General features: G+C 37.6%; 14 protein-coding genes. 1 reads left to right on the top strand and 13 read right to left on the bottom strand.

Annotated features, from left to right (window positions below):
• Nucleotides 1–160: 160 nt before the first annotated feature.
• The 10 genes from QZU83_RS00805 to QZU83_RS00760 form a co-directional block, all read right to left on the bottom strand.
• Complete coding sequence (locus tag QZU83_RS00805; protein WP_295609055.1) at nucleotides 161–643, bottom strand: methylated-DNA--[protein]-cysteine S-methyltransferase; 483 nt, start codon at nucleotides 641–643, stop codon at nucleotides 161–163.
• Between the two features lie 2 nt (nucleotides 644–645).
• Entirely contained in the window at nucleotides 646–1,440 is a 795-nt protein-coding gene (gene cfbC, locus QZU83_RS00800) for a Ni-sirohydrochlorin a,c-diamide reductive cyclase ATP-dependent reductase subunit (protein WP_295609054.1), read from the bottom strand.
• Nucleotides 1,433–2,680: a peptidase U32 family protein gene (locus QZU83_RS00795; protein ID WP_295609053.1), complete on the bottom strand. Its 1,248-nt coding sequence runs from the start codon at nucleotides 2,678–2,680 to the stop codon at nucleotides 1,433–1,435. Before QZU83_RS00795 ends, cfbC begins: the two co-directional genes overlap by 8 nt.
• Before the next feature lie 6 nt (nucleotides 2,681–2,686).
• Nucleotides 2,687–4,108, bottom strand: a complete 1,422-nt coding sequence (gene purF / locus QZU83_RS00790; RefSeq protein ID WP_295609052.1) for an amidophosphoribosyltransferase — start codon at nucleotides 4,106–4,108, stop codon at nucleotides 2,687–2,689.
• Between the two features lie 235 nt (nucleotides 4,109–4,343).
• On the bottom strand, nucleotides 4,344–5,240 hold the full coding sequence (locus tag QZU83_RS00785; RefSeq protein WP_295609051.1) for a hypothetical protein: 897 nt from the start codon (nucleotides 5,238–5,240) through the stop codon (nucleotides 4,344–4,346).
• Nucleotides 5,241–5,249: 9 nt separating this feature from the next.
• Nucleotides 5,250–6,218, bottom strand: a complete 969-nt coding sequence (galE, locus tag QZU83_RS00780; RefSeq protein ID WP_295609050.1) for a UDP-glucose 4-epimerase GalE — start codon at nucleotides 6,216–6,218, stop codon at nucleotides 5,250–5,252.
• Between the two features lie 10 nt (nucleotides 6,219–6,228).
• Complete coding sequence (locus QZU83_RS00775; protein ID WP_295609049.1) at nucleotides 6,229–7,407, bottom strand: NAD(P)/FAD-dependent oxidoreductase; 1,179 nt, start codon at nucleotides 7,405–7,407, stop codon at nucleotides 6,229–6,231.
• Nucleotides 7,408–7,412: 5 nt separating this feature from the next.
• Nucleotides 7,413–7,580 (bottom strand): 4Fe-4S binding protein, encoded by a 168-nt coding sequence (locus QZU83_RS00770; RefSeq protein WP_295609048.1) that lies wholly within the window; start codon nucleotides 7,578–7,580, stop codon nucleotides 7,413–7,415.
• Between the two features lie 120 nt (nucleotides 7,581–7,700).
• Nucleotides 7,701–8,126, bottom strand: coding sequence for a universal stress protein (locus QZU83_RS00765; protein WP_295609047.1), 426 nt, complete (start codon nucleotides 8,124–8,126; stop codon nucleotides 7,701–7,703).
• Nucleotides 8,126–9,832, bottom strand: coding sequence for an ATP-binding cassette domain-containing protein (locus QZU83_RS00760; RefSeq protein ID WP_295609046.1), 1,707 nt, complete (start codon nucleotides 9,830–9,832; stop codon nucleotides 8,126–8,128). Before QZU83_RS00760 ends, QZU83_RS00765 begins: the two co-directional genes overlap by 1 nt.
• Before the next feature lie 85 nt (nucleotides 9,833–9,917).
• Between QZU83_RS00760 and QZU83_RS00755 the strand changes: the two genes are divergently transcribed.
• Nucleotides 9,918–10,214: a hypothetical protein gene (locus tag QZU83_RS00755; protein WP_295609045.1), complete on the top strand. Its 297-nt coding sequence runs from the start codon at nucleotides 9,918–9,920 to the stop codon at nucleotides 10,212–10,214.
• Here QZU83_RS00755 and QZU83_RS00750 read toward each other — a convergent pair.
• The 3 genes from QZU83_RS00750 to QZU83_RS00740 form a co-directional block, all read right to left on the bottom strand.
• Entirely contained in the window at nucleotides 10,211–10,750 is a 540-nt protein-coding gene (locus tag QZU83_RS00750; RefSeq protein WP_295609044.1) for a zinc ribbon domain-containing protein, read from the bottom strand. The genes QZU83_RS00755 and QZU83_RS00750 overlap by 4 nt on opposite strands.
• Before the next feature lie 98 nt (nucleotides 10,751–10,848).
• Nucleotides 10,849–12,600 carry an excinuclease ABC subunit UvrC gene (uvrC, locus tag QZU83_RS00745; protein ID WP_295609043.1) on the bottom strand — a complete coding sequence of 584 codons (1,752 nt, stop codon included), beginning with the start codon at nucleotides 12,598–12,600 and terminating at the stop codon, nucleotides 10,849–10,851.
• Between the two features lie 9 nt (nucleotides 12,601–12,609).
• Nucleotides 12,610–19,848, bottom strand: a complete 7,239-nt coding sequence (locus tag QZU83_RS00740) for a DUF3320 domain-containing protein (RefSeq protein WP_295609042.1) — start codon at nucleotides 19,846–19,848, stop codon at nucleotides 12,610–12,612.
• Between the last annotated feature and the right edge of the window lie 114 nt (nucleotides 19,849–19,962).

The raw sequence follows: 19,962 nt of genomic DNA, 5'->3' as shown, positions 1-19,962 counted from the left end.
ATCACAACATTTTGAAGGTTCGGGCAATTCACAGTACCAATGCCTTATCTAAAAAAAAGATTCATTGAACATTATCATTGCCATTTAATATTTTTTGTACTGTTAGTATTTAAAGTTCAGCTATTTACGCAAAAACAGACGAAAAATATATGCCCCCGGTTTAATCCCGAAACATTATTTTTTCAAGTTTCAGCAATTCTATCTTTTTGTCAAGGCCTGCGGCATAACCAGTTAATTTTCCATTGGCCCCCAATACCCTGTGACACGGTATCATAATAGCTATAGGATTATGTCCAACGGCTCCTCCCACTGCCTGGACGGACATTGTCTCGGATATCATTGATGCGATTTCACCGTATGTCAATGTTTCACCGTAGGAAATTCCAGAAAGTATCCTCCAGACCTTTTGTCTGAATTCAGTGCCCTGAGGATTAAGTTTAAAATTGATTTTCGGGTTCAAACCAGCGAAGTAATCGTCAAGCCAATTTTTTACATCTCTAAAAATAGTCAGTTCATCTTTTCTGATGAAATCATCAAATGACGGCAAATGCTTTTGACCACAAAACGAAACTCTGCAAATGGATTCGCCATCACCTGCAATCAACATATCACCTATCGGTGATGCATAGGTTGTATAGTACATTCTTACACATACACCTTGAAGAACTCTTCAAATTCCTCATCACTCATAGGTTCAGGTGTGGATATGTTTTCATTATTCATTATACTTGAAGCAAGGTTTCTGTATTCTTGCGCTTCATCACTTTCAGGGTATTTTTCTATAACGGTTTTTGCATCTAATTCAGCATCCTGAATTAAATTACTTCTGTGAATTGTTCCAACTACATGTGTTCCTATCTTTTCTGCAAAGTCACTGACAATCTGCTCCTCATTGTCAACATTTCTGCAGTTGCACACAATACCGCTCAGGTTTCCCTTAAGCTTTTTAACTCCACGAACAATATTGTTTGCAGCATAAAGTGACATGTATTCACCTGATGTTACAATCAATACCTCATCAGCATATTTTTCACGCAAAGGCACTGAAAAGCCTCCGCAAACAACGTCACCCAATACATCATATACGACAACATCCAACTCATCATTAAAGATATCAAGCTTTTCAAGCCTTTTCATTGCAACAATAACTCCACGTCCGGCACATCCAACTCCAGGTTCGGGACCTCCGCTTTCAACACACTGAATGCCCTTAAAACCTGTAAAAACCAAATCTTCCTTTTCAGGTTTTTTGTTTTCCTTCAATGTATGGACAACAGTAGGAATTCTTGAGCCATATAATGTACGTGTTGTGTCCGCTTTCGGATCACAGCCAATAACAAGACAGTTTAAATCATCACTACCCCATACGGCAGACAAGTTTGCCACAGTAGTACTTTTTCCTATTCCTCCCTTTCCATATATAGCAATTTTTTTAATCATTCGAATTCCTCTCAATTAATTTATAAACAAAATCATTTTTTCTAACTTTAGTAGGTATTGAAACAGCAACATTGGAGTTTTTATCCACATTTTCAACCGGCTTTCCTTCAATCTGCATGGAATCTATTGTGTGTGTAATTGAGCCTGTGGTCTGGCCCTGGATGATGATTTTATCTCCAATCTTTAAATCATCCCATATCCTCAGTTCAGCAGCCTTAACCCTGCTGTAGTAGTTTACAACCTGTCCTATGTCTCTTTTGATATATTTTGACTGGTTGTCTTCACTTACCTCGAATGGAGTGCTGAAATAAAAGTTGGTATCAAAACCACGGTTGAATACGCTTGTCAGCTCGTCCATCCACTCGTCTTTAACATTATACTGTGAAGGGTTGTTCTCATAGGAATCGATAGCTTCGCGATAGATTCCTGTAACCATTGCACCATAATCAGGACTACGGGCTCTTCCTTCAATTTTGAATGATGCCACACCGCTCTCCATAAGCTGCGGAATGTATTCAATCATGCACATGTCCTTTGGTGAAAAGAAGTTGGTTCTGTAGCTTCCGTCATCACTTCCTGTAATGACAAATGTCTCATCTTCAACATCTGAAAAGTTTATGACATTGTCTTCTCCTTCCTCATATGTCAATGTCCAGTTCTTACGGCATGGCTGCAGGCAATCCCCACAGTTTGCACTTCTTCCATAAAGCCCATAACTTAAAAAACATCTCCCTGAAATTGCCATGCAGATTGCACCATGAATAAAAATCTCGGTTTCAATCGGTGATTTTTTAGTGATTTCAGTGATTTCGCGCAAAGACAGCTCCCTTGAGAGAATTGCCCTTTTGGCGCCAAGTTTCTTAAGAGTCCTTAATGTATATGAATTTGTGACATTTTCCTGAACACTGATGTGGGCTTCAAGACCGTGGGATACGGTATCCTCAATAAGGCCTATGTCAGATAAAATAAGTCCGTCAATATCAGATGATGAAATTTTCTCCAGCTTGGATTCCAGTTCACTGGCCCGTCTCTCGTTTAGGATAATGTTGGTGCACAGATATGTTTTGGCTCCATATTGAGAAGCTATTTTGGAAACCTCCGATAGGTCATCTATCGAAAAGTTTTTTGCATTGGCCCTCATGTTATAGTCATCAAGGCCAAAGTAAACTGCATCGGCACCATTTTCCAAAACGGCGCGAAGGGAAATGAAATTTCCCGCCGGAGCTAATAATTCAACCATAAGTATCTAAGGTTTGTAGTAGGTTTCAGCTTCAAGCCCTTCAGGAATTTCTGTAGGATATTCTTCATTCAGACAGCCTAAACACAAGTTCTCTTCAGGCATTCCGATAGCTTTAACCAAAGCAGGAAGGGTAATGTAACCTAAAGAGTCAATGTCCAATTGTTCCCTGATTTCATCAGTAGAATAATTTGCAGCAATCAGTTCCTTTTTGGTTGCCATTGCAACACCGTAGTAACATGGTGCAATAACAGGAGGACATCCTACTAAAAAGTGTATTTCCGCAGGTTCAGCTTCCTTAACAAGGTCAAGCAACTGTTTTGAAGTTGTTCCCCTTACAATACTGTCATCTATTAAAATAATCTTTTTGCCTTTAATGGCATCTTTTATAGGGTTAAGTTTTACTCTTACCGCAAGTTCCCTTTCTTCCTGGGTCGGCATGATAAATGTCCTTCCCACATATCTGTTTTTGATTAAACCTTCACCGTATGGAATTCCTGATGCTCTGGAATATCCGATGGCTGCAGGAATTGAAGAATCCGGAACTGGAATAACCAAATCAGCATCGATAGGATACAATTCACGTAACTGACGACCGATATTCATCCTGGTTTCATAAACGTTGATGCCATCAATGGTACTATCAGGTCTTGCAAAGTATACGTATTCGAACATGCAGTGTGAAAGTTTGCATTTTCCTGCACTTTCGAGCATGTAGGAATTGATTTCATCGTTTTTGAAGTGAACTACTTCACCAGGTACAATATCTCTGATATATTCTGCATTGATTACATCGAATGCGACAGTTTCAGAAGCCAATATAAATTCATCATCCCTTTTAGCAATAGCAAGAGGCTTTATTCCCATAGGGTCCCTTACACCATACAATTCACCGTCGACCAGGATTGTCAGTGCATATGATCCTACAAGCTTTTTACATACTGCTTCAATAGCAGCCAAAACATCCTTGTCATTGTCATAATGCTCTTTTTTAAGCATATAACATATCACTTCGGAATCACAGTCGGATTTGAAATAAAATCCTTCATCGATAAGTTCCTTTTTTAACTCATCGGAGTTGACAATATCACCATTATGAGCCATGGCAATAAATCCATCTCCAAAATCAGTTACAAAAGGTTGTGAATTTTCTAATTTTGATTGTCCGGTAGTTGAATATCTTACATGGCCGATTGCCCTGCTTCCTAATAAGCTATGAACATCATAATCCCTAAATACATCAGTGATTAAGCCCATGCCACAATAATGACTCAAACCAATTTCCGGATTAAAAGTAGCTATACCTGCTGATTCTTGACCTCTGTGCTGTAAAGCATACAAACAATAATAAACAAAAGATGCGACATTTTTAGAATCATCTGCACAATGGATTCCAACAATACCACACTTATCTTCCATCTCACCTTGCATTTATAAACTCCCTATAAAATAGTATGATTATAATTATCTAAAAACTAGTATAAAATAATAATTGTTTTAGTGAGACAATCACAGCAACATCATGAAATTTCCACAAATCATTTTTTCAAAAACATGAAAATGAAGAAATTAATCACTTGATTTAATAGCTAATATGATTGAATAATATTGCAAAAAATAAATTGAAGGCAGTTATAATGAATGGAAAAGAATTAGTTGATTTTAGCTAATCCCAGAAATTTTCAAAGCTGTTGGAAATGTCGTAGTCGTCTTTGACTTCAGGGATTTTTTCTTCCGTTTCTGTTTCATTCAGCTCTTTTTTCAGCTCTTCGGAATTTTCATCAACGAATATTAATGCAGTTCGGACAATATTCAGCCATTCGACAGCCTTTGATTTTGACTCCGCCGCAATATAGTTTTGGCCAACGATAATGTTTTCGGGACGAAACTTGTTAGTTGCAATGACAATACGTTCCTCATCGACCAGATCCTGCCTGAATGTTTCCTGCCATAGCTCTTCGAGATTGAAGATTTCCAATATGTCCTTTGAATAAATGTCTTCATATCTCAGTTTAAATGCGGAGAAATCTGATTTAACATCATTAATATCCTCGATTAATTCGTTGTTCTGCTGAGTCAATACCTCATTTTCCTTTATAAGCTGATTATAGTCATCCAAAAGGTTATTGTAATTATGGGTTACCTTCATCAGCTTGTTTTCCAAAGTGTGGATATTGATCAGATTTAAAGAATAGGACAATGTTGATCTAATTATAGAATTCAGGATTTCCTTTTCCGCAAGATTGAAATCTAATGACTCATCTTCTATGATGATGTTGTTGTAATCAAACAGACCGATGTGATTGAAATCTGTTTTAAGTTCATTAAAAAGAATGTTATATGTTTCATCATGCCCATACCCTCCAATCAATAATATATCGGCACCTGAAGCTACCTTCTTGACGATGCTCAGTTCTGTGGTAGGAATAATTGATGAAACAATGATGTTATAATCGTTTTCAAGTTGAATATTGTTGACAGCCTTTGAAACAAGCTGTGCAACATCCAAACCCTGAACAATTATACGAACATCAATTTTTGATTCGTGGTATTCATTTTCCATGAAAATTACCTAAATTTTATTCACTTTCTGATGCCATGCCCAAGCAGACTCTACAATCTGTTCGAGATCATATTGAGGAGTCCAGCCCAGTTTTTCGTGTATTTTTGTTGAATCCGCTATCAATATTGCAGGATCTCCTTCACGGCGTTCATCAATTTTAACTTCAAAATCACGTCCTGTGACTTTTCTGCACATGTCAATTACTTCACGAACGGAATAACCTTCACCGTTTCCCAGGTTGAAGATGTTTGATTCATTATCGCTACATAAATATTCATATGCCCTGATGTGTGCATCTGCAAGGTCATTTACATGAATGTAATCCCTGACACATGTTCCGTCAGGAGTGTCATAATCATCGCCAAAAATGGAAATGCTGTCCCTTTTTCCGATGGCGGCATCCAATACCAAAGGAATCAGATGAGTCTCAGGGTCATGCAATTCACCGATTTCACAGTCAAAGTCACATCCTGCTGCGTTGAAGTATCTTAATGATACATAGTTGAAATCACCTTTGTCCGCTTCTCTTTGAAGCGCCTTTTCTGTAATGAATTTGGAGTGTCCATAAGGATTGATTGGTTTTAAATCACTGTCTTCAGTGATTGGAATTTTTTCTGGATTTCCGTAAACAGCAGCAGTGGATGACAAGATAAATTTGTCAACACCAAATTCCCTCATGATTTTTAAAAGGTTTAGCGTATTTTTATAATTGTTCTTGAAGTATTTTTGAGGAAGTTCAACAGACTCTGCTACTGATGAAAATGCTGCAAAATGAATGACACCATCAATGTCATAGTTTTTAAATACTTCTCTTAAATCACCGCTTCCGAAATCGCAGTCTTCAAAAAATCCCCATTTTACAAAGTTTTCATATCCTTTGCAAAGATTGTCGACTACAACAGTATCATAACCTGCGGCATGCAGTGCTTTATTTGTATGTGCCCCTATGTAACCTGCTCCACCAGTAACTAAAATCATGTTTTCACCATTATACGAATTTACCTAATTTAAGTAATGCTTTTGGAGATAATTTAATTAATTTCTTAACGATTTCTGTTGTGGAAATTTTTTCAAAGTCCTCTCCCTGGAAAGCGTGACCAATGCTGTCAAGCTCTTCATCAGATAAAGTAAGGAGGTATTCCTGTACTTTCTTATATCTTTTGATTTCATGGTCAAGTTCTTCATGAGCCATTTCATCATATATTTTTAAGTATTTTTTAGAGCAGTCTTCTTTAATAGCCTGTGCGGCCACTTTACCTGCACACATTCCACCGGTCATACCGGAGATGATTCCTCCACCGGTCAATGGATTTACCTGACCTGCTGCATCTCCGACAACCATGATATTGTCGTCATATAATTTTTTGGTCATTCCGCCAACAGGGTCTCCACCAACATTCAATTCAACAGCCTGTGCGTTTTTCAAATAAGGAGATTTTGCTACGAAATCATCCAAATATTCTTTTGCTGTTTTTTCAGCTTTGTGAGGTAATATAGCTAAACCGACATTTGCGATGTCATCACCTTTTGGGAAAATCCATACGTAACCTCCAGGTGCACATGAACCGAGGTAGAATTCGATTACACCAGGTTTTTCAAATTCCACATTACACATTTCGTACTGTACTCCTGATTCCATTTCTTTAGGTTTTGCTGCAGGTCTTAATCCTGCCCATCTTGCAACATGACCTTCAGGACCGTCTGCTGCAATCAAGATTTTACATTTGTAGTCTATTTTTTCTCCCATGCATTCAGTGTAGACTATATAACCATCATCAATTTTATCAATGCCTGTCACTAAGGTTTTGATTCTGATTTCAGCACCTGCTCTTGCGGCATCCATTGCCATGTGCTTATCGAAGACTTTTCTTTCAAGAATGTAACCTGCTTCAGGGATTTTTACTTGATCTTCGGTTAACCAGACATCTGTTCCGTCAGGTGTCTGTATTCTTACACCTTCAATCTTTTTGGTAATCCAGCGAGGAGATGGTTCAATTCCTAATTTTTCAAGGCCTTGAATTGAAACTCCTTCTGCACATCTTTTTGGTGATCCTATTTCGGATTTTTTATCCATTAAAATTACTTTTGCTCCACCTAATGCAGCGTGTTTTGCTGCACTGGAACCTGCAGGTCCAGAACCAACTACTATTACATCAGTTTCAATCATATAAATCATTCCTCTTTTTCTAAAGCATCAATCGGACATGCTTTAATGCATGTATCGCAGTCTCTACATTCTTCATCATTAAATACCAATGAGTATTCTCTTACTTGAATTAAATTTCTTGGACAAACTCCGGCACATTCTCCGCAGAATGAGCACCAATCTTTCACAATCATAATATCTCCTTATAGTAAACAGTTTAGTTTATGAATAGTAAGATTTTTATTATATTTAAAAGTATAGTAAAAAAATAGAAATTATAGCAACAAAAAAGAAAAATAAAAAGTTTTAAGGGTTTATTTTACCAGTAATACTGGAACTTCAGAAGTTCTTAAAAGTCTTTCTGAAACAGACCCTATTTGAGTATCGGAAACGCTGTTTTCCTCAAATGAGACAAACCTATTATTGTTTTCCCCATGAGCATGAATAACAACCAGATCAGCACGGGTTTGGTCAACTATGAATTTCATGTCCCTTAAAGGGTCTGCTGTAAGCAGGTGTTCGGTGACTTCAACACCAGCTTCGCCAGCTTTTTTTGTGATTTTAGCCAGAATTGCATCTCCGGAATCCTCTTCAGAATCATAGCTATTGAAAGAAAATTCTTCCAAAACATGCACTGCAGCTATCTTGGATGAAAATTTCTGAGCGATTTCAATGGCTACATCAGCAGCTTTAAATCCATATTCGGACCCGTCAACGGGAACCATAATCACGTCAAACACTAGCAACCACCCTTCAAGTAATCCGCATGGCAGAAGTCAATGAAATTGTCCACAATCTCATCGATGTTTTCGCTGTCATCAATGATTTTGCCGTCATCCATAAAGATTGCCCTGTTACTCAATTCCTTGATGAAGTCAGTATTGTGTGAAATCATTACAATTGTAATTCCATATTCCTTGGAAATCTTTTTAAGTGAATTTGTCACATCCCTTAAGGTAACCGGATCCAAATCACCGAATGGTTCATCCAAAAGAAGGAATTTAGGTCTTGAAACCAAAATCAGTGCAAGCATTACACGAACTTGCTGACCTCCGGACAATTCATAGGACCTTCTAGGCAATATATCCAAATCCAAGTCAAGATTTTCGAAAATATCCGCTACGGCTTCCTTGGTTGCAGTTTCAGGGAACCTTGGGAACAGGTCATTTAAAATTTCAGCATCCAAACCGATTTGCTCCAGACGATGTTTTGCTTCTGTTTCAGGCAAATCAGTCAAAAGATAAAATGAATCGAGCAATTCTTCGCCGATGCCAATTTTTCTTGCTCTTTCCTGTGCATCCTTAACAATATCCTGATTTTTATATCCCAATCTTGTAGCCAGTTGGCTTAAAACGGTTGAATAATGAACAAGTGAGAATTCCTGATGCATGAAACCCAATTTTGAGCGTATTTTCATACGGCTAATGCCCGGAATTTCAATATCCCTCCATTCGCCGTCGACATAATACATCACATCCCCCTCATCGGGATCCTCAAGTCCGCCCAGCATTCTTAAAAGAACTGTTTTACCGGCACCACTCGGACCTATAATGCTTAAGATATTTTCATTTTGAACTTTAAAGCTAATGTCCTCCATTTCAAGAACTTCACCACCGGTCAACAGGTAGAAACGTTTTTTGAGGTCTTTGGCTTCAATGACATCCTCATCGGTTGCGACATTTTGGATATCTACAATAGGCTGCATATCCTCCATGAACTTATCACAGATTTCTTCAGGAGTACCTTCGTCGGCAATTTCACCGTCTTCAAGTAAAATTACCCTGTCTGCCAGGTATTTCTGAACATCAGGCAAATGGGACACAACAATGACAGTAATATTCAACTCTTTGTTGATTTTTTTAACCGCATCCAATATTTCCTGTTTAGTTTTAGGGCATGCCATGGTAGCTGGTTCGTCGAGAAGTAAAGCTTTAGGTTGTTTTGCAAGTTGACGAGCCATGATAAGCCTTTGCTTTTCACCTCCACTCAGGACAGACGCATAATGATCCGCCTTATGGGTAAGTGAAACCAGTTCCAAAAGTTCATCCGCCTCATCACCGAATTCGCTTTCTGCGGTTTCAAAATTGGTATCAGATTCATCGAAGTAATTTCTTGCATATAACTTTCTCAATACATTTTCACGCACTGTGTCAGGCCATAGGCCGAATGACCTTTGAAGATGTATTGCGGTTTCCTTTTTAAGGTTGTTGTAATAGAACTGGGATTGACCTGCCTTAACGGTAACGTCACCTACAGTGACACTGCCCTCGTCAATGTGTTCAACTCCCCTTAATGCCCTTAAAAGTGTAGTTTTACCGGAACCGCTTTTTCCCATGATTCCGACGATTTCACCCTCTTCAACTTCAAAACTGACATTCTTAAGTGCAGTGACCTTTGTTCCATTATCCAATTCATAATCTTTACTTACGTTTTCAACTTTTATCATTATTTATGCCCCTTTTTAATAATATCATTATATTTGTGAAACTATTTATATTTTATTTGTACATATTTAAAAACAAGTGATAAAAATGGCTAGCGACAATAAAATTCAAGAATATTTAGATAGTTTAGAACAGGAAAAAATAATGATTGAAACACATTTTGCAAATATGGAAAGAATCTTAAATGACAATCCAAAATTAGACCAGCAAAAGGCATTTGCACTACTGTCTAACTTCAACACTCTAAGTATTCAGTATGAACAGTTATGCAATGACATGATCGCATTTATCAAAATATTTAAAGGTAAGGATGAGCAGGAAATCAGACTCTACAAAACCGAAGAACTAATAGAATTGTTGGAAAAAGCAGTTAATCAAGTTTAACTGTCAAAAAACAAAGTAACACTATTAGTACCATTTGTAGTTGAATTTTCAGCTACAACTTTACCATTTCTTAAAAGCTGAACCTGAAGCTGACCTTCACCACTATCTTTTTGGGCATCAATTTCAACATCATCCCAGGCTGCACAGTCCAGTGAAAAAGATCTTGAACCTGAACCATATTTTTCTACAAGATATCCAGGATTGCCCATTTTAGCTGACCAATCACCATCACATTTAATTACAGCCTTGAACGGATAAGAAGCAGACTGATGTTGACTTCCATCATCATAAATAACATTCAATGTATCACTATGAGCCTTCTGAGTGCTATTCTGCACTAAAGTAAAAATCAATAATGCTACAACAATTATACCCAAAATAAGTACTACCTTTCTAGCAAAACTTATATTCCATCTTTTACGCTTTTTTGATTTGTTTACTGCTGACTGATTTTTTGCAGTTAAAAGATAGTAACAGTTATCACAATAAGTAGATGAAGATGCATTTTCATATCCACATCTAGGACATTTTACCATAAAATTTATTCCTCTTAACTTGATAATAAACACTTTAAATATACTTATATTTAAATTTAATGGAAAATTAGTTGTTTTTTCTAATAACCGATTAGAAATTAGTGATAATAATTATAAACATTTTCAGCCGTTTTTTGATTCATACCCTCTATTTTGGCTAATTCCTCAACAGAAGCATTTTTAATGTTATCGATTGTTTGAAATTCCTTTAAAAGATTAATCTTTCGTTTTTTCCCAATTCCAGCAATATCATCAAGTGAAGAGGAGGATATATTCTTACTGCGGAGTTTTCTATGATATGTTATTGCAAAACGATGAGATTCATCACGCACCTGCTGAAGCAAATGCAGCGCCTGGTTATTTTTAGGAATTATAATTGGACGAGACGAATTTGGAATAAATATCTCTTCAAATTCCTTTGCAAGACCAATGATTGGAATATGTGTGAGATTTAATTTCTCCAATACTCCGCATGCCATACCTAACTGTCCCTTGCCCCCATCGATTACTATGAGGTCAGGTTCTGGATCCCTGTCCACCATTTTTAATCTTCGGGTCAATAATTCCTCCATCATCGCAAAATCGTTCGGTCCGGGAGTTTCCATTTTGAAATGTTTATACATTTTTTTGTTGGGTTTTCCGTCCTTGAACGATACCTTTGAACCCACGGCAAACTTGCCTGAAATGTTACTTATGTCATAACCTTCGATGACATGGGGAATCCTCTCAAGCTTCAGGTATTTTTTAAGCTCGATTAATGCGGATTCCATCTTTTTCTTTTGATGCTTGATAATGTCGGCATTTTTGCGGGCCATCTTGACCAGACGTAACTTGACTCCCTTTTGAGGAACCTTTATGCTGACCTTATTGCCCCTTAAATCACTTAGCCATTCCTCCAGCAGCTGTTTTTCATCAATGTCTTCATCAAGAAGAATCTGCTTTGGAACATGCCTGTTATATCCGTAATACTGCTGTATGAAAGCAAACATGATTTCTGAAGGAGAATCATACTGTGATGCACTCATCAAAAAGTCATCCCTTCCGACAATCTTTCCGTTTCTAATCGGCATTATGATAACCACAACTTCATCATCACCCTGGGAAATTGCTATTACGTCCTGGTCCAAATCATCATCAACCAGATCCACAAACTGCTTTTCCATGATTTCCTCGATGGATGCAATCTGGTCCCTTATTACGGCTGCCTTTTCATATTCCTCATTTTCAGCAGCCTCCATCATTTCCACCTTCAGATTTTTAACAATAGTGGAATACTTTCCCTGGAAAAACAAATCGATTTTATTTATGATTTCGGAATATTCCTTTTCAGTAATCCCATCATTGCACGGGGCATAGCAAAGGTCAATTTGAGAGTTAAGACATGGCCCGTTCATATTGCGGCAGGTCCTGATTTTGAACAATGACTTTAAAAACTTGACAGTCTGCTTGACGGAACCCACATCGGTAAATGGACCATAATAAATACCATTTTTGGTTACATTCCTTGTAATAAGCAAACGCGGAAACTTCTCGTCGGTTATCTTGACATAAGGATACCTTTTATCATCCTTTAACTGGACATTATATCTGGGACGGTATTTCTTAATTAATGTTGCCTCTAGAATCAAAGCCTCTTTTTCAGAATTCGTTATAATATATTCCAGACTGTCAAAGTGACTCATCAGAATTTGAGTTTTAGGCCTGTCTAGCTTTTCGCGAAAATAAGATTTTACCCTTTTGATAAGATTTTTGGCCTTTCCGATGTAGATTATGGTGTCGGATGCATCACGCATAATATAGACGCCAGGCTTATTCGGCAGGTTATCAGGAGATTTGACTTTGGTTGACATGAAGACCTCCTAATTTAGTTCAACATAATCATCGACAATCTTTACACGATTGTTTGCAATCATCAAATCCAAAACGCTGTTTATTCTGGTAGCTGTCTTTTTGGAAGTGGACCTGAATCCAAAGTTACGTGAGGCTTCCTTTGCAATCTGTTTGGTTGATATGTTTTGATTGTGAATAAGCACCAGTTCAATGCTTTTAGCTATTTCCTCATCGGATATCAGTTCAATGTTAGGTTTGTTCCTTTTTCTTATGACTACATTATTGTTTGAAGCATCATAGAGGAAGTCACCGATTTTTATGATATCACCTGTTTTTTCGGCTTCACCAATTGCGGAATTAACTGTTTTTTTCAAATGGGAACCCGCCCTTTTAATATTGCAGCTGTCCTTGACTCTTGCCGTAACCTCCTTGACATGAATAGGTCCTTCGACATCAACAATAGCTTTAATTGATTTTGCCACCTTAGGAATCGGCATTGCATATAGGTCATTTTGAGGAGTCAATCCGATATCATCAGCCTTGACATAATCTATTATCTCATCTTCCGGTTTCCTTTTGCCAGGAAGTTTTTTATCGTCAAATGCCTTTAACTTATTTGAGCTCTGATACCTTTTCTTTTCGATTTGTTTGTAATCGTCATCTGCATTTTGAATGATATTCTCAAGAGCCTGATCCTTAAGTTCTTCACGTCTGTACTGCTCATTTACAGTCACTATTACATCATCAGGAACTTCCCTATCAAATGATTCATCAATTATTTGTCTTTCTTCAACTGTGGCATCCTTTTCCATTTGAATTATCTTATCCGAATCATCATCGCTCGGCCTTGACAAGTAATCGTTAGGGTCATATTCTTCTGTCCTGTCAACTACTGAAACATAGTCTATTTGAGTTGGATTTTCAATTTCATTAAGGGATTTGTTAATGTACTGCATATCCTTTTTAATTCCCCTAATGGAATCTTTTAATGACCTGCTGTTATGTTCCTTGTAATAGACATTATTCTTTCTCAAAGGATTTGTCACATCAGTTGCACCCTTAAAGTATATTACGTCATCAACTGATGTAGATGTATCTTCAACAATATCATCAACCACATTAACATCCTCATTATCTTGAACATTTGCCTCATTTGCTTTGATTATTTCCTCTTCCTTAGGTTTTTCTTGAATGTTAATGTCAGTATATTCTTCACTTTTCGGTTCAACAAATTCACTTTCAACTTCAATGTCGTCAGCTATTTCCTCATCGACAAATTTATTCTCAATTGAGTGTTCAAATGAACCATCATCATTAGTAGGAGAATCCTCCTTATCGAACACATCACTCATGAATTCGTTCATGGCCTCATCAATTATTCTGGTTGCTTCATTGTTGATTTCCTCATACTCCTCCTGACTTAAATCCGGAAGGTCATCTGTGAAAATGTTCAATTCCTCATCCTCTTCAAAATAATCTTCTTCATGATTTGGCTTTTCAAAGAGGTCTTCAGAAGAGCCTACTCCACCATTTACGATTTCTGCTTCTACAACATATTCATCTTTAGGAGCAGGTTTATATAATGGGGTTTCATCCTCTTCTACAATTTCCCCACGGACAGTTTCTATTTCTTCCGGTTCGAGTCTGGATTCAGCATTGACAACACCAGATATTATGGTTTTAACAAATTTGGATTTCTTGGATTTATTTTGAACATTCATTTCCTTTTGAGGTTTATCCTCATACTCTGGGGTGTCGTCAGCTGTCTCGGTTTCTTCAGCTACTTCGTCATCTGAATGGTCAACATAAATATAATCATCATCGGAGCCTAAATCAACCTTATCATCATCATTGATTTTTTCATTAACATCAACATCATCATCAACACTAACAGAACCTAAATCAACATTAACATCATCAACATTAACATCATCATCAACATTAACTGAATTGAATTCGTCTTTAAAGTCGTCATCGGATTTAATATTAATTCTATCACTGAAAATAGGTTTTTTAATATTTTTTTCATTAACTGTTTCATCTGGAGTGATTTCATCATCAATAGGGTCTTCATCAACATAATACTCCATTTCTTCTTTGGAAACGTAATCGTTAATGTCAGGCTTTTCGGGTTCTTCAATATCTTCAGCTACCTCATCATTGGAGTGATCAACATAAATATAACCATCATCAGATCCAAAATCTATTTTTTCATCTTTAACAGACTCTTTTATATTGTTTTCAAATTCATCCTCCATGTCGGTATTTTCACCCAAACCGTTTTCAAATTTAAGTGATGAGAAAAATGAACTTTTAGATGAACTTTCATCATCCGAATCGTCATGTCTAAAGAATGATTTTACCTTTTGATTGACTTTTTGAGCAATTGACTGTGATTCTGACTCGTCTTCGATGTCAGCATAATCAGTGTCATCCTCCCAAACTTCAGCATTATCTTCAGGAGCTACACCTTCATCGGATTCCCACACTTCCGCATCATCATTTTGATTAACAGAATCATCATTAGCTTCCCAAACTTCATTATCATCATCAGAAACTTCATCTTCAATAACATCCTGTTTTTCATCTGGAACATCAACAACAGATTCCCCAACAGAAACATCATCAGAAACTTCATCAATAACATCAGAACCCGCATCTAATGAATCATCTTCATCAGGAGTTTCATCAACAACAAATTCAGATGGAGTTTCCTCAATCTTAATTTCTTCTCCATCAGTATCATCAACTACAAATTCAGATGGAGTCTCCTCAATCTTAATTTCTTCATCAGGAGTTTCTACAGCTACAAATTCAGATGGAGTCTCCTCAATCTTAATTTCTTCATCAGGAGTTTCTACAGCTACAAATTCAGATGGAGTTTCTTTTTGAGAATCATTATCTTCATTAATTGATTTATCTTGAGTGTTTTTACCTGAGGCTGTCTTTATATCATCATCTGCAAAGAATTCCTCAGGATTGATTTCGGATACGTCAATAGGTTTTTCCAAAATATCTCCGTCATCAACTTTTTCAACTTCTACAAAATCATTTGGACCTATGTCCTCAGGATTTATTTCTTTTTCTTCAGCTTCTTTTTTGGCACGCTCCTCTTCCTCTTTTTGACGTGCCAACCGCAGTTCCTCTGCTTTCTTCTCTGCTTCCAGTCTTCTTTTTTCAGCTAATTTTTTCTCTTCTTCAGATCTGCGCCTTTCCTCTTCACGGGATTTTTTAATGGACTTTTCAACATTTTCCAAGAGTTTTTTACGTCCCAAATCCCTGTTTCTATACCAATCAGTAGACCATAAGTGATACAGCTTCCAGCCTAAACCTGTAAGTACCTGTTCACGAAGCCTGTCCCTGTCACGGGCCACTTTACTTGAGGAATACATTTTTCCGTCAGTTGTGATTCCCAAAATGTATTTACCAGGGTTTTCATCATCTACGATTGCCAAATCAACCCTGAATCCTGCACATCCAATCTGTCTGTCTACGGTATAGCCGTTCTCCTCCAGGAAACTGGCTATCGCATCTTCGAAAGGTTCTTTTGTGTGTGCGTCAGGACTGTTAGTTCCAAGGGTCAAGTTTTCCGCATATTCCAAAAATTCCTTCAAGGATTTTACACCATACGGAGGGTTTGCAGTTAATTTCATGTCATAAGCTTTAAAGTTTGAAAATACTACACATTTCTCCCTTGCACGTGTAATCAGTACATTCAAACGTCTTTCCCCACCGTCCTGATTCAGAGGACCGAAGTTCAGGGACATTTTGCCGTCCTGGTCATATCCATAACCTATACTTATTAGAATGACATCCCTTTCATCCCCCTGAATTGTTTCAAGATTTTTGACAAAGAAACGTTCTTCCTTATTGTCTGAGAACAGAGGTTCAAATTCCGGTCTTTCTTTACGTTTTACTTCAAGAGCTTCAAGAATTGCGTTCTTTTGTGCAACTGAAAATGTTCCGACACCCAAACTTTTAGTGTCCCCATATTTTTCAAAGTGGTTGAAGATTTCCTCCACAACGTCCTCCGCTTCAAGAGGGTTTGCGGATGATGCTCCCCTAAGGTATTGGGTATTCGGGTTGTAATGGAATTTCAATCCCAGTTCAGGGTCGTTGTGTGATGGGGAAGGATAAACCAATAGGTCATCATCATAAAATTCCCTGTTTGATACTGTAATCAGTGATTCATGGCGGGATCTGTAGTGCCATTTCAGCATTTTGACAGGGAAGGACAATTTACACAAGTGAAGAATACTTTCCATATCAAGTGATGTGGCCTCCTCTTCGTCACTGTCTGCATCGGACATCTGGTCGAAAAATGAAGTTGGAGGCAGTTGCTGTGTATCTCCCATTACGACTGCAGTCTTACCCCTCATGAATGCACCTAGTGCATCTTCAGGTTTTACCTGACTTGCCTCGTCAAAAATAACAACGTCAAACTGAAGTTCCTCATTTGTCGGATCCAGGTATTGTGCAATGGATAACGGGGACATCATAAAACAAGGTTTGATTTGTTTTATCATTCCACCAGCCTTTTCCAAAAGTTTTCTGACCGGCATGTGTCCGCTTTTTCTTGTAAATTCTCCTGCAAGGATTTTGGCCTGTGGATTTTCAGTTCCACCGAAGATTTTAGGAATGTTGCTGTTTAACTTATGGAAAATTCTTTTTCTGTTAAGGTTTAGAATCTTTCTGTCCAGGTCCTTGAACTCACGAATTCTATTTTCATGAAGCTCTCCGACAAATGTGGCCAATTCCTGATTTTCTACAAATAATATATTTAAAAGTGAATCTGCAAAGTTTCCTTCAACCAATGCTTCAATGTCATCTTTTTTAATGTTTCTTTTTTCAATTGAATCCACAAACATTTTTGCATTAGATGTTTTCAGCGCATTTTTGGTATTGAGATATTGTGACCATAGATGAAGGCTTGATAGCTGTCCTCTCCAATTATACAGCTGCTCTTTCCATGCTTCAAACGGCACGTCCCCTGTTTCCCTTTTGAAGATTAACTTGCTTCTTGGATTTAGCTTATCTTTTAATCTTGAAAGCACCCTTACGAACTCTTCTCCGGCTTCAATATATTCAGCAAGGTCCCTTTCAGGTTTAATGTCATATAGATCCCTGCTCATAAGCTCGATTGTGCTTTCGGAAAATGTTCCGTCACGAACGAGAGCTGTAAATTCATGCATCCAGCGGGCAATAGCTTTCAGGTCATTTGGATCTGCATTAAGATGCCAGTATCCTCCATAATACTTTCGACCTAAAGCGTCATTGGCCTCAAGGTTTCTTCTGATTTTTATGATTGCCTTTGCCTGTTTTAACTCTCTAATGATATCTTCGGCACTTCCGGATACAGGAACTGCATAATACCTCTCAACCAGTTCTATGTGCTGATTATTATTAAACAAGCGGAACCTTTTGTTTGAAATGTGATATAGCTGTGCTATCAGTCTGTCAATGTCGGCCTGATAGATGCTCTGATTAAACTTATCCAAAGCAGGAGCATATTTCTGATATCTTTCAAGCTCCCTGATTAATAAAAACGCATCATCATTGTTATTGTTCCATGCCCCTGATTTGATTATGCTTCCGTCAATCAATTCGGCATTCTGTGATTTGATTATTTCAAAGGCTGAAAGTGAATTCTGAAATTCATTTAAGGTATCAGGCTTTTTAATTCCATAAATGTCATAGACCCTTCCACGTTCGACAAGGAAATTGTCCAGACTGTGAAGGGAATCGTTGATAAGCATTTCAATTTCTCTTAAATCTCCCGGAAGAAGACTTTTAGGAGCACATTTGCTCCAAGGATTTTCCTTGGATATGGTCTGGTAGAGTTCTGCCAGGTTTTCCAGGGCAATTTTCATATCATCCAAATCTTTTAAGGTAACGTTTTCAGGGTTTTCAAACCTTACCAATGGCATTAATGTGTCTTTGCGTGCAAAATGGTCATCAGCAGACTCTTTCATACCATATAACTGGAATGCTGACAAGTTGACAGCAAATACAGGTTTGTGAATAATTTGAGAATAATCATCAAGCTGGCGGCGCAAAGTCTCCAGTTTACGGATTGTCTGGTCAATGTTCAATGGCTCCTGAGCCCTGACATTGGTTGCCTTCTGCAGGTCTTTAAGGAATTTCTTACGTCGGGTCTTATGGGAATGCAGCTCCAGGACAAACTTGCCCAGACCGACTCCGGTTAACCTGTCCTTTACAACATCCAGTGCAGCCATTTTTTCTGATACGAATAGAACTGATTTTCCTTCCGCCAAAAGTTCAGCTATCAAATTCACAATAGTCTGTGATTTACCGGTGCCTGGGGGTCCTTCCACTACCAGATTTCTGCCGGCCTTGACGTCCTGAATCGCCGCAATCTGTGATGAATCCGCATCCAATACCTGATACATTGACCGGTATTCAAGTTGGGAGTCAATGTCTTCCTCCCTGAATGCCTCCTGATCGTTTTTGGCGGGATTGAAAATAGCCTGAATCAATTCATTTTTAGTTAAATCAACATTATCTGCCCATGCTTCTGGGTTTAAATCATTATACATTACGAATTTTGTAAAACTAAAGAAACCTAAAGCCACATCGGTGTTTACTTCCCATCCGTCCATACGGTATACTGCTCGGCGAACGCTTGCAATGTAATGGTCTATGACTTCGCCATACCTTTTGAATTCAAAATCGGGAAGTTCAATACCTCCTTCCAGCAATTTGGCCTTAAGTGAAATGTTAGTCTGAATATCCTCTCCGGTCCATTCAAGGTTAAAAGATTCTCCAACCTTTTTCCTTTCCATTGCAACCGGAATCAGAACCAGAGGAGCTTTGTTTTTCTGTCTCGGTTTGGATTTGTCCTTCCATTCCAAAAATCCGACAGCCAGGTATAAAATGTTATAACCCTGCTCCTGAAGCATTGTCTTTGCCTGGTTGTTAATGTAATATAATCTTTTCTGAAGTTCCTTTGGGGTCAAATCGGTTGCCAGTTTCCTGTCTCCTTCAGAAAACTTTGAAAAGTCGAAGGGAATATGGTCCCAAACTGAAGACTTGTCTTCCTTTTTGTCTTTCTTATTGGCAACAAAATACATTTTGCTGTTCTGTAAAACAAGTGTTTGGAAAAGATTTACAGGAGTCTGATTTACAATTGTAATGGTTTTGGCTCTTGATTTGAAGTTAAGAAGTTGATTTCTTAAAGTTAAATCTAATAGCTCCCTACGTAAATTCTTAAATTCCTTTTCGATTATATTGCTTGATTTGTTTAACATGATGACCCTTTTTAGTGTAAAAAAAAATTCAGAAAGACATATATTATTTTAATTCATATAACTTATAAAGTTTACTAAATTAAATAAATTTACTTAAAAACAATTAAAAATTAA

Source organism: uncultured Methanobrevibacter sp. (assembly GCF_902771435.1).
Classification (GTDB): Archaea; Methanobacteriota; Methanobacteria; order Methanobacteriales; family Methanobacteriaceae; genus Methanocatella.
This window is presented reverse-complemented; position numbering and strand designations above follow the sequence as displayed.

Coding starts and splice junctions, on each gene's coding strand:
- QZU83_RS00805 (WP_295609055.1), bottom strand. CDS start 643: ATGTACTATACAACCTATGCATCACCGATAGGTGATATGTTGATTGCA.
- cfbC (WP_295609054.1), bottom strand. CDS start 1,440: ATGATTAAAAAAATTGCTATATATGGAAAGGGAGGAATAGGAAAAAGT.
- QZU83_RS00795 (WP_295609053.1), bottom strand. CDS start 2,680: ATGGTTGAATTATTAGCTCCGGCGGGAAATTTCATTTCCCTTCGCGCC.
- purF (WP_295609052.1), bottom strand. CDS start 4,108: ATGCAAGGTGAGATGGAAGATAAGTGTGGTATTGTTGGAATCCATTGT.
- QZU83_RS00785 (WP_295609051.1), bottom strand. CDS start 5,240: ATGGAAAATGAATACCACGAATCAAAAATTGATGTTCGTATAATTGTT.
- galE (WP_295609050.1), bottom strand. CDS start 6,218: ATGATTTTAGTTACTGGTGGAGCAGGTTACATAGGGGCACATACAAAT.
- QZU83_RS00775 (WP_295609049.1), bottom strand. CDS start 7,407: ATGATTGAAACTGATGTAATAGTAGTTGGTTCTGGACCTGCAGGTTCC.
- QZU83_RS00770 (WP_295609048.1), bottom strand. CDS start 7,580: ATGATTGTGAAAGATTGGTGCTCATTCTGCGGAGAATGTGCCGGAGTT.
- QZU83_RS00760 (WP_295609046.1), bottom strand. CDS start 9,832: ATGATAAAAGTTGAAAACGTAAGTAAAGATTATGAATTGGATAATGGA.
- QZU83_RS00755 (WP_295609045.1), top strand. CDS start 9,918: ATGGCTAGCGACAATAAAATTCAAGAATATTTAGATAGTTTAGAACAG.
- QZU83_RS00750 (WP_295609044.1), bottom strand. CDS start 10,750: ATGGTAAAATGTCCTAGATGTGGATATGAAAATGCATCTTCATCTACT.
- uvrC (WP_295609043.1), bottom strand. CDS start 12,600: ATGTCAACCAAAGTCAAATCTCCTGATAACCTGCCGAATAAGCCTGGC.
- QZU83_RS00740 (WP_295609042.1), bottom strand. CDS start 19,848: ATGTTAAACAAATCAAGCAATATAATCGAAAAGGAATTTAAGAATTTA.